The sequence below is a fragment of the Allocoleopsis franciscana PCC 7113 genome, assembly GCF_000317515.1.
GTDB lineage: Bacteria > Cyanobacteriota > Cyanobacteriia > Cyanobacteriales > Coleofasciculaceae > Allocoleopsis > Allocoleopsis franciscana.
Genome location: NC_019738.1, coordinates 2,611,709 through 2,622,500, shown reverse-complemented (window position 1 = coordinate 2,622,500; position 10,792 = coordinate 2,611,709). Strand labels below are relative to the sequence as shown.

General features: G+C 46.9%; 10 protein-coding genes and 1 tRNA gene (1 of these 11 only partly in view). 1 reads left to right on the top strand and 10 read right to left on the bottom strand.

Annotated features, from left to right (window positions below; translation table 11 throughout):
- The 7 genes from MIC7113_RS11100 to MIC7113_RS11075 form a co-directional block, all read right to left on the bottom strand.
- On the bottom strand, window positions 1-219 hold the start of the coding sequence (locus MIC7113_RS11100; protein ID WP_041780695.1) for a GUN4 domain-containing protein. The gene continues 1,212 nt to the left of window position 1, outside the view; the window shows 219 of its 1,431 coding nt (coding positions 1-219); it begins with the start codon at window positions 217-219; the stop codon falls past the left edge of the window.
- Window positions 220-957: 738 nt separating this feature from the next.
- Window positions 958-1,182, bottom strand: coding sequence for an indolepyruvate ferredoxin oxidoreductase subunit alpha (locus MIC7113_RS34630; protein ID WP_015182252.1), 225 nt, complete (start codon window positions 1,180-1,182; stop codon window positions 958-960).
- 109 nt (window positions 1,183-1,291) lie between these two features.
- On the bottom strand, window positions 1,292-2,527 hold the full coding sequence (locus MIC7113_RS11095; protein WP_015182251.1) for an ATP phosphoribosyltransferase regulatory subunit: 1,236 nt from the start codon (window positions 2,525-2,527) through the stop codon (window positions 1,292-1,294).
- Between the two features lie 8 nt (window positions 2,528-2,535).
- Window positions 2,536-3,549, bottom strand: a complete 1,014-nt coding sequence (locus MIC7113_RS11090; protein WP_015182250.1) for a J domain-containing protein — start codon at window positions 3,547-3,549, stop codon at window positions 2,536-2,538.
- Between the two features lie 235 nt (window positions 3,550-3,784).
- Window positions 3,785-4,609, bottom strand: coding sequence for an inositol monophosphatase family protein (locus MIC7113_RS11085; protein WP_015182249.1), 825 nt, complete (start codon window positions 4,607-4,609; stop codon window positions 3,785-3,787).
- 262 nt (window positions 4,610-4,871) lie between these two features.
- Window positions 4,872-5,321 carry a thermonuclease family protein gene (locus MIC7113_RS11080; RefSeq protein WP_226883626.1) on the bottom strand — a complete coding sequence of 150 codons (450 nt, stop codon included), beginning with the start codon at window positions 5,319-5,321 and terminating at the stop codon, window positions 4,872-4,874.
- Between the two features lie 305 nt (window positions 5,322-5,626).
- Window positions 5,627-5,995, bottom strand: coding sequence for a 2Fe-2S iron-sulfur cluster-binding protein (locus MIC7113_RS11075; RefSeq protein ID WP_015182247.1), 369 nt, complete (start codon window positions 5,993-5,995; stop codon window positions 5,627-5,629).
- 71 nt (window positions 5,996-6,066) lie between these two features.
- Here MIC7113_RS11075 and MIC7113_RS11070 point away from each other — a divergent pair.
- Window positions 6,067-6,153, top strand: a tRNA-Ser gene (locus MIC7113_RS11070).
- A 105-nt stretch (window positions 6,154-6,258) separates the two neighbouring features.
- Here the strand turns inward: MIC7113_RS11070 and MIC7113_RS11065 are convergent.
- The 3 genes from MIC7113_RS11065 to miaB form a co-directional block, all read right to left on the bottom strand.
- Window positions 6,259-7,965, bottom strand: a complete 1,707-nt coding sequence (locus MIC7113_RS11065; protein WP_015182246.1) for an EamA family transporter — start codon at window positions 7,963-7,965, stop codon at window positions 6,259-6,261.
- 341 nt (window positions 7,966-8,306) lie between these two features.
- A complete protein-coding gene (locus MIC7113_RS11060; protein ID WP_015182245.1) occupies window positions 8,307-8,972 on the bottom strand; it encodes a hypothetical protein in 666 nt (221 codons plus the stop codon).
- 218 nt (window positions 8,973-9,190) lie between these two features.
- A complete protein-coding gene (gene miaB, locus MIC7113_RS11055) occupies window positions 9,191-10,534 on the bottom strand; it encodes a tRNA (N6-isopentenyl adenosine(37)-C2)-methylthiotransferase MiaB (RefSeq protein ID WP_015182244.1) in 1,344 nt (447 codons plus the stop codon).
- Window positions 10,535-10,792 lie beyond the last annotated feature (258 nt).

Below are 10,792 nucleotides of genomic sequence, written 5' to 3'. Positions count from 1 at the left end.
ATCTTGATCGGGTGGCATCATAAATAGCTTAATCACACAAGGATGGTTGAGGCGGTCTTGATCGAGTGCAGCAAAAGTTCTACTATATCCACCTCGACCGAGAGGTTTGGTCGCCCGGTAGCGGTCTTTCAAGAGTAACTTTGTACCACAAGTAAGACAAAACTTTGCATCATCAGGATTTTGGGGCTTATCACAGTCGAGATTGAGACAGTAGCTCATAGTGAAGAAAGATGCAAGCTTAGTATTTATTTTGCCCTCTTCATTGTCTAACGTCGCCTTAGCGCAGAAGGTTTGCTGATAAGTCAATTCTTGGACAGGTGACTGGTTCCACAAATCATGCACTGAAGTCATCAAAGCGTAAGTGAAGCGCCTCCAAGGAAGGTTTGCTATCTTTACACTCAGGTATCCCTGTCGCCAGACGCTATCAATGCGTTCTGCCTTTTCAGCAAGGCGATTACTTTCTCATTTTGATCAATCCTTGGTCATTTGAGTAGTGTATTAATAATCTTTTTTTACACACTAAGCCAAAAGCAAGGCTATGATATGAGCCATCAAAGTTATCTATCTGGATAAATACCCCATGAACAGGTTAGTGCATCGGCTGTGTACTAGTCTGCTCTTTGCTTTTAGCTTAGCATTCTCCGCTATCGCACAGACACTGTACGCTGAAACTGATCCACCCTGATCAACCAAAGAGGCAGCCGACTTAAGAATTGCTCTTGGTTTTGGTGTGGCTTAAAGCACTTCTGGAGCAGGTTATGACGTTTTTAGCTGTTTTGAATTCTTACGAGCAACAGGGTGAAATATTTTGCACGCGGCTGACTAGCTGTGGGACGTGAGTGTGCTAGAGGCCCGGTAAACCGTCCAGTTGGAACCATCGAGATACACCAATGGTAATGCTGCCACAAGCACTGTTATCCATCATCACCTCTGTGGCAGCAAGCCTTTGTAACGTGCTTAAGGAGTCTCCTGCAAATCCGGGCGTTCTTCCGGCACGATCGCGCCTTCTACTGGGCAGACTTGGAGGCAAATGCCGCAGTCAATACACGTAGCAAAGTCAATCCAGTACCAGTCCGTACCTTTGACATTTTTCCCCGGCCCTTCGTGGATACAAGCAACGGGGCAAGCATCAACGCAATCGGCTACACCTTCACAAGTATTAGTAACAATCGTGTGTGGCACAGTGTTTTCTCTCTTATCAATCGGCTCAAACTAGCAAATTTAGGCTAGTGTTTCTAGCCTACCAAGATTAGGGCGATGGGTTGGCTAGATATTGAGTTAGCGTTACCCCCTAACTTAGTGTCTCAATCATCGGTGTGCCATCTGCTTTAATCCAAGCGAGGTAAGTAATCCGGTGGCGACGGGCATACTCCCGGATATCTACGGGCGAGCGTTGCCCTAAATCCATCTCCACGCGAACTAAATGCTCAGACTCTCTAAGCTTTTGGGCATAAGCAAAAGCCGCAGCCTCAGACTGGGTCGTCTCCGGAATCACTAACCAATCACTGGCAGGTGTTTGTCTGGGTAGCTGACTCCCTGAAAGTAAAACATAGTGAAGGTCTTCAATATTGAGGCAAAAACCAATTCCTGGGTAGGTTTCTCCCTGAGGATGATACAGCCCCAGCAGTTGGTCATAACGACCCCCCTGGCCCAAAATTCGCTGACTGGTATCCCTGTCACTCACGACTTCAAACACAATACCCGTGTAATACTCAAAGGTTTGAACTAAGCTGAGGTCGAGCATCAGTGGCAACGGAGTGGGAGAGGATTGCTCTAAACGTTCGATCAGGGCTTTGAGCTGCTCCACAATTTGGCGTTCTGATGCGTCTAAATCTAGACTAGCCACTTTTTGTAAAACATCAGTCGGGCGTCCCCGCAGATCAAACAGAAACAGCGCCCGTTCTTGTAATTCGGGGGAAAGGGGTAGCGTTTCTAAGGCGACACGATCCAGATGAGCGATCGCTTTTCGCACTTTCTCTTGCACTGACGGGGGGAAGGGAGAAAACAGCGATCGCGTTAACCCCGCTTCCCCTAAAATTAAATGCCACTGTTGTAAACCGAGCTGATTAAGGCAATCTGCCAACAACAGCAAAATTTCCGCATCTGCCAACAGTCCTCCAGCCCCCAGAAGTTCAACACCAGACTGGTAAAATTCCAGTTGACGCCCGTGGTGACCCATAGGCGGTCGGCGGAACACATTGGCATTGTAATAAAGTCGTTGGGGTAGGGATAGCGTTGCCTCATTGGTACTCCCTGCGATTCGCGTGGCAAAAGCCCTAGCAATCGAAGCCGTGAGTTCTGGGCGCAGTCCCAATGTGCCCGCTTCAGCATCCTGTAACTGAATGACGGTTGAACGCTGAATTGCTCCGCCTGCCATCAGAGTATCTAACCACTCCAAGGTCGATGTAATAATCTGGTGATATCCCCAGCGGTGAAAGACCTGCTGTAAGCGATCGGCAATCCAACGTTTTTGAGTCACTTCCAGGGGAAGCAAATCTCGTGCACCCGCCGGTGGTTGATGAACCATTACTTTTTCTACTTTTTCTTACCGCCAAATAAACCCCCAAATAAGCCACCGCCACGCGATTTCCCCGATTGATCGGACTGTGTGCCCGAAGTTGGTGGAGGAGCCGATTTTTGACCCCCGTTGGTGTTCTGAAGTGCATCGAGATGCTTTTTGCCCTTCAAAGCCAACTCATCGTTAGGATTCAGTTGCAAGGCTTTATTCAGGTGAACTTTTGCCATTGTCGCCTGATTTTGCTTCAAAAAAGAGGCTCCGAGTAAGCTATGGCAGCGGCTATTGTTTGGATCTAGCTTGAGTGCCTCACGCAACTCCAGAACAGCGGCGGCAAAGTTGTTCTTTGCCATGTACCCTTCTGCTCGGCGAATATACTCAGCCGCTCTCGTGAGTCCTGAATCCGGTAGCGGACTAACAGGACGTGCCGCTGTTCCTGGTGGTGTAGGAGCGTTCGGGTCTTTTTTCCGGCCTGGAGGATCTGTCTGAGAGCCTTTTGGGCTGACTCCCGTAGGCGTTCGAGCCTCCGGTCTTCTGTCAGGAGATTTTTGCAGTTCACCCTTGCTAAGCATTAGGTAAACCATATTCAGTTCACTGATTTCAGCAATTTTATCTAAGACTTGGTCAAGGGAATCATATTGTGTTGTAGCTAGCTTTTGTACTACGCTTTTGTAAGCATTGTCTAAATTAGCACCAGAGCGGAATAATTGTTTGGCGGCTTCGCTAGCGAGGGGAATTTTAGCCCCTTCTGCCGCTAAACGTCTCCCCATGTGCCCTAAAGTAACCAGGTAATCCCGATTATTTCCCTGAGACAGTTGTTCATAGGCTGGATTAACAAGCTTGGATAATAGCTGATTGGCTAGTTTCTTTTCGCTATCACTTGCCGCTTTGCAACTATCAGGATGTAATCTTCGAGCAATTTTAAGATATCGTTTGCGGACTTCTTTCACATCCGCATCAACTGGAACACCTATCACGGCGTGATGATCGTTGAAATCAAACTTAAAGAGTCCGCGCTCAATTTGAAAAGACATAAGGGTTAGTCCAAGCTCCGTGCCAAAATAATTGTTTCTAGTATGTCTTAATTTTTGGTATAATCGCTAACTTCATAACCTCAGCTTGGTTTATCAAGACACTGTAAAGCTATGTCGTTTTTATCAGAACATTGTTTGGTTACTGTAAAAAATAGCTTTTCATAGTTAGTCACGTTGTGAAAGTTCATGGGTTACTAATTAGATTATTCCCATCTGAGTGAAATACCTATCACAATTATTTCCAACCCGAAAGAGGGGGCACCTGCAACAGTTCAGTACTTAGGTGTTTGTGCAGATGAGCATTGGTTGCTAAAATTCGACCCGAATCAATTTTTAAGGGGTTACCATCATAAGCCGTCACTTTTCCACCCGCTTCTTCCACCAACACGACCCCAGCCGCGATATCCCAAGGAGAAAGTCCTCGTTCCCAGTAGCCATCCAGTCTTCCGCAGGCCACATCAGCTAGGTCGAGGGAGGCGGCACCGCTACGGCGGACGCCTTGGGTGAGGTGGGTGAGGTGACAGAATTCAGCGTAGTTGTTATCAGAAGTCTCGCGTCGGTCGTAGGCAAAACCTGTAACGAGTAGACTTTTACTCAGGTCAGACGTTTCAGACACTTGAATCGGGCGTCGGTTACGAGTTGCTCCTAAACCTCTTGCCGCTCTAAATAGTTCATCCCGAAAGGGATTGTAAATCGCTCCAACCATAGGTATTCCAGAAACCAGGAGTCCAACGGAGACAGCCGCAACGGGGTATTGATGAGCGTAATTGGTTGTTCCATCCAGGGGATCAATTGCCCACAAGTATTCATTCTGGTTATCTCCTATCTGACCGGATTCCTCGGCTAGGATAGAATGATGGGGCACATGACGCTTTAACACTTTGAGGATGGCGACTTCAGCGTCTTTATCGGCAGCCGTTACTAAGTCTCCAGGACGCCCTTTCTCTTCTACTTCGTCTAACTTGCCCCAGTAGTCCTTCAAGATAGCCCCCGCTGCCATAGCAGCTTCGGTGGCAATGTCCAAGAAAATTTGCAGTTGTTGGGGCGTATGTTGGCTCATCTTTAGATAGGTTAAAACACCAATTCAGAAATAACGCTAGGAGTGGAACGGTAGAGATTAAGTGAGAGTAGGGTTTTATACTTACCCACTCATTATCCTCCCAAGATGCATTCCACGAAAGCTTCTGAAGGGATGTTGGAAGACTCAACTTCTCATCAGAGTCTTCCAAAGTGATGGAGATGAACCCGAAACCAAAATTCTTTTCGTTTTTGCCGTCTACCTGCCAATCCAGCTCAATACTCATCCCATCGTCAGCGCCACTTTAAGGATTTTGGCGACGAAATTCGGCTGGGGTCGAACGCATGGGTTGGTCTGGGTTCCAGATGCCATATCCCATGAGTCTGGCATATTCCTGGGCACGAGCAAGGCGAGCATCGTATTTGGTGTTAGGCAATCGCGGTGCGGCTAACACATACCCTTCTTTTACCAATTGCTCATTGATTAAAACGCCATTATACCAGACATAGGCGAGCCAGCGACCCGTGCTGTCTTTCTCTTGGACATCCGGTTCCAGGAAAACAGGTTTTAAGACAATCGGCTGATTAGCCGTTTGGCTAATCATTTGCTCAAGGCGATTTTTCGCTGCTGTGCCCCAAGGCTCTTGCTTGAAATCGGGTGCTTCAATGCCAATCAATCGTACCCGCTCAATTAAGGCAGTTTGCTGGGTTGGGTTCAATACATCTAGCGTTTGCCCACTGACAACTCGCTGCACCTGAACGGTTACGGTTCTTCCCGTGGGGACATCGGGGGATTGGCAACCTACTAATAAAAAAAGACAGCAGCATAACAGGCCCAATAGCCTAAGCAAAAGCAAACACCCCCTTCCGCAAAGCGTGAAGACTATGGGGACACAGGAGAAAGAGGAAGCCCTGGAGGCAGGGATAACTCCCAATACAACAGTTTGGATGAGAAAGTGGTCGATTTTGGATTTGGGAAACCTCACTAGTCGGGAGTTTTAGACAATCGAATCGAGCAAGTCTCATGCCCAAGAGTATTAGTCCTCCTGTGTTGTCCACCTTAATCCTCATCCAGTGGCAGTCCAAACTGCACCTTGCCCTTGGCAAAATAGCGACCAAACTGAAGTTCATAGACTTCGTCTTCATCCTGCGTCTCTACCTCTAGGTCGGAGCGAGGATAACTCACACACAACAGAGCATAGCCTTGGTCGCGCAAATTTGGAGAAAGTCCCATGGCTTCTGGCTGGTAGACTTCACCACGAATAACGCGCACGGCACAGGCGGTGCAGGCTCCATTACGACAGGAAAACGGCAGCTTCACGCCCTGATTCTCTGCCGATTGCAAGATATAGCGGTCATCGGGCACTTGTACAGTATGATGAGTACCAGCTTGGCGATGATGAATTTGAATTTTATAGGATTTAGTCATCACTTTAGTGTACAATTAGAAACCGGGTGCTGAATTAGCTTAATTCAAAACCTGCAATGAATAACTCCCCTGGAGAGATGGCCGAGCGGTTGAAGGCGCAGCACTGGAAATGCTGTTTAGGGGTGACTCTAACGAGGGTTCGAATCCCTCTCTCTCCGTTCCTTAAAGTGGCGATTAGCCAAATCATGAATATTTGACTAGGGTACTGATGGCACAGTAATTCCTAGTCGATAGGACTCTCATGATACCCAGCGATCGCACCTTTATTTTTGCGATCGCGATGCCGATTGAGCCGCTTGGGCATGGCGACGGCGCTGCTCAAAATTCAGAGCAACAACTCCCAACGTAACAATCACCATGCCAAAAATTTGCGACCCCTGCATGGTGCTTTGCACGATCCCCAAAGCTAAAAGCGCGGTTAAAGCAGGAACGGTTGCTTCCAGAATCAAGGCTCGACGTGGATCAATCCGTCTCAGCCCCATATTACTCAGCAGATTGATCAAGAACGTAATACCCCCTAATACTAAACTGCTGATGATTAGACTCGGCCACATCGTGGGAGCGACATCGAAACGCCACCAGGATTGGGGAAAAGGTCCAGCTAAACACAAACCAGCAAAAGTAAGGAGGAGGACATAATTAATCCACATCAAAGGGACGGGGTTAATCTTTTTAGCAGGAATTCGCGTCAGGATGAGATGAAAAGCAAAGGCAACACCCGCACCCGCCGCCGCACTAATACCTAAACTGGAAAGTTCCGTCGTTCTAGTACCGGGAAGGGTAATCAGCACAAACCCGACCAAAACACTGAAAATAACCAGGTTACTAATAAGCGTCGGTCGCCTACCATACAGCACCCACGCTAATAACAGAGTAAAGATCGGATAGATAAAGAAAATAGTCAGGGCAACCCCTGGAGCAATCGGCCCCAAAGCTAAATAAAGTAGTGCTTGGGATAAAAACAGAAAAAAGCCACTTGCCAAAACATTGAACCATAACAGCCAATCTTTTGAGCGTGCTAATTGTCCAATCTCTCGCCACACCGATGGATAGCGAACCATCGCTAAAATCGCCATCAAGGGCACTACTACAAGCATTCGCAACCACAAAATCAGCAGCGCATTGCCCGCACTGGGAGTTAAAAATCCTCCGAATTCAAATAGTCCAAAAATCGAGGACTTATTGAAAATTACACTAATCACGATGTTCTGGAACGCTTGCAACACAAAGGAGAACAGAACCAGAACAAACCCCACGACTAACCCACCCAGCAACCCACGCTTAGGTTTAGAGGAGGCTTGAGACTGGGGGACATTCGTCAGCGACTCTGCTGTTGGAATTGATTGTACGGCTGGGATGGATTGCTCAGAAGGATAAGCAACATTAGAGCTGTTGTAATGATGATGTTCCTCCAGATACCCAGGTATGTCGCGGCGGGGTATGGAAAGATTGGGGTGTGATGGTGGTGAAGACAGTGAAGAGTTCTTTGTAGCAGAAGATTTTGATGGAACTTCTTGCCTCAGACGATTAACCAGCGTTTCTAAAATTGCCTCGCCTTGCTTCTCTAGACTGTGCATCTCACCCAACTGCTGGGAGAGGGAACTTTGATAGCTCCGAAGGTCTTGTTGTAGGCTTCTAAAAGTGGCTCTCAGGGTTGAATCTAAAGAGGCAATTAATTGCTCTATATTCTCGTTGTGAGCCTTGGCGGCTACATTGGGCGAGAACCCAGCACTGGAGACACCATCAGTTTGTTGTTGGATAAGCTGCTGCTGACGCTGAGTCTTGAGCTGTTCAATGTCCTCAATCAACTGAGATTTTTCTCTTTGGAGCCGCTCAACGTCTTGAGCCAACTGACTCAGGAGATTTTGCCGCAGGTGCTCAAGATCTTGAGTCATGGCTCTTAAAAGAGCTTCTGCTGCCTGCGAATCGCTTGCTCCCCTATCATCCGATTGTTTGTTCAGTTGCCCCATTTGCGTTTAACCTCTATTAGCCCCCAAAGAACCTGGTTAGCTTTTCATTCTTTTTGTCTATATTTCCAGGTTTTAGCACTCTGTATGTCAATTCCAGCAAATTTCTCCGATTCCAATCGGCGATATGTCCCCTAGGCGCTTTGGCTTAGGAGGGTTGCCGTCATTGTACTTCGAGAGAGACAGCAAGGTGCTATTGACTTAAATCTCCTAGTTGCACGCTGCCGTGCAGTAGGGGGAGCGGGGTGAGAGCTAAGCGTGAGGATGAGGATGGAGTGCTTAGAGTCCTCTAGGGGAGATTTAGATCACACCAGTTCTTGAGTGTACCAACATCTCTCCTTTCTTTAAGAGAAGTATTGTGTCTTTTTCTCTGCGAGTTGAAGTGTATTTTGTTTCACCACCTGAAAGCAGGTTAGAGCCAAATAACCGAACCAACTGATAATGCCAAATAACTTAGATCCATCTTCCAACAGGATGGATATTCTCAAATCTAAAAGATCGATGAAGATTGATAATCCCAATAGACCAAATGCAAGAAGCAGAAAGATAAAATCTGTCTTCAAAATCAACTTTCTAAAACGAGTAATATACCCTAATATCATTAAGCCATAACTCAAAAAAACGAGTTTTTCAGGAATTTTCAAATAAAGTGGAAATACTGTTTCATGAAAGAGGAATAAATCATCCAGTAATAAAAGGAGTGAAATCAAACCACCAAATAGGAAAAAAGCTGTAAATTCGCCTATACCTCCTGTTTGCTTTAGCAGCGCAAAACTGAAAAGACAGATAGCCACAGAAGCACACCAAAATAAGACCCCAATATAGGAAAGCACTCCAATAAAGGGGCTGTCTCCTCTAATCGCCGCAGGATCGCGTGTTAAATCATCCATGGGAATGTCGAACTGATGACCAACCAAGACAATCATCGCTACTAGAATGAGCATTGGTATATACAGCCCAATCAGTATTGGAAAGGAGTTCTTCAGTTGAGTATGCAGTTTTGCACTCATGTTCAATATATCTCCTCCTTAGCCATACGTTAACCTAATTTTAACTATTCCTTAGTCTGATTATAATCAAGATTATTTTTTTGTTGTCAGAAAAATATTTCCTCAGAAAATTACAGGAAATACTCCCCCTAGCTCTGAAGTTACTTAAAAAAGAAGGCACGTAAATCTATGCCTTCTGACTGATGTAATTATTCGGCTGATTGAGTAAAAGATTATCTTTAATCCAATACTCTACCCGTTAAGCTGAATGCACGAATTTCAGTAATTTTGACCTTCACCAATTGACCTTTAAGTTCATTAATATCGCCCGCAAAGAAGGTGAGACGATTACCCTTCGTGCGTCCCATAACTTGGGTGGGATCTTTGAGATTTTGGTCTTCCACGAGGACTTCTTCAATCCGTCCTAAGTAACGTTGCGACGCTTGAGCAGCTTTTGTAGAAACTAGGTGATTGAGGCGCTGGAGGCGATCGCTTTTCACCTCTTCACTTAGTTGATTCTCCCACAGTGCCGCAGGAGTACCGGGACGGGGAGAATAAGCCGCCGTATTGAGCAAATCAAAACCGATATCCTCTACTAGCTTGAGGGTATTCTCAAACTGTGCTTCCGTTTCCCCAGGAAAACCCACAATCGCATCGGCACTAATCGATGCATCCGGCATATACTCGCGAATCTTGTCAATAATCCGGCGATATTTTTCCTGAGTGTAACCCCGTGCCATTGCCTTGAGAATATCGTTATCCCCCGATTGGAAAGGAATGTGGAAATGTTCACACACCTTGGGCAACTCGGCACAAGCGCGAATCAATCGTTCAGTGAAATAGCGGGGATGGCTGGTTGCAAAGCGGATGCGCTCAATTCCTGGCACATCGTGAACGTAATACAAGAGTTCGGTTAAAGTGTGCAGGTGTCGCCCAGACTCCGTAACGCCAGGGAGATCGCGCCCATAAGCGTCGATATTTTGACCGAGTAGCGTGATTTCCTTGTAACCCTGTTGCCCTAATTCCTCCATGTCTTTCCGAATCGCTTCTGGAGTGCGGGATTGCTCAACCCCCCGGACGTTGGGAACCACACAGTAAGTACAGCGCTCATTACAGCCGTAAATCACATTCACCCAAGCCGTAACTGTACTATCCCGGCGAGGTTTGGTGATGTCTTCTACAATCTGAATCGGTTCTGTGGCGACAACTTGGTTTCCATCAAATACTTGTTCCAGCAAATCCTGGAGACGGTTCGCATGTTGCGGCCCCATGACCAAATCGAGCTCTGGAACTCGACGCAGCAAGGCTTCTCCCTCTTGCTGGGCAACGCATCCAGCCACCACAAGAGTTAAATCAGCTTGTTCATGCTTGCGCTTTGCCTGTCTTCCCAGGTAAGAATAAACCTTTTGCTCGGCGTTATCCCGAATGGTACAGGTGTTGTAAAGAACTAAATTAGCGTCGTTGGGGTCTTGAGACCACTCGAAGCCCATATCTTCTAGGATGCCAGCCATGCGCTCCGAGTCAGCTTTGTTCATCTGGCAGCCGAAGGTGGTGATGTGATAGCGACGGCGAGAAGTGGTCATGGATGGCTACAACTAATGAGTCGGAATTGATCAGAACTGTATCTATATTGACACTCACCCACGCCTAACGGTGGGGGATTCTCCAGTGAATCCAAGAAACAGCTTAGCGTATTACGAAATATTACGCGCCTCGGATATTATCCTGATTCACCCCCCCTGATCTGAAAAAAGCTTTAGAAATTCAGATAGGAGTTCTCCTAATGTGCAACTACGTGACCGGGTTTCCAGTGCAATCCTGTTCAGGGGTTTGGCGTGAAA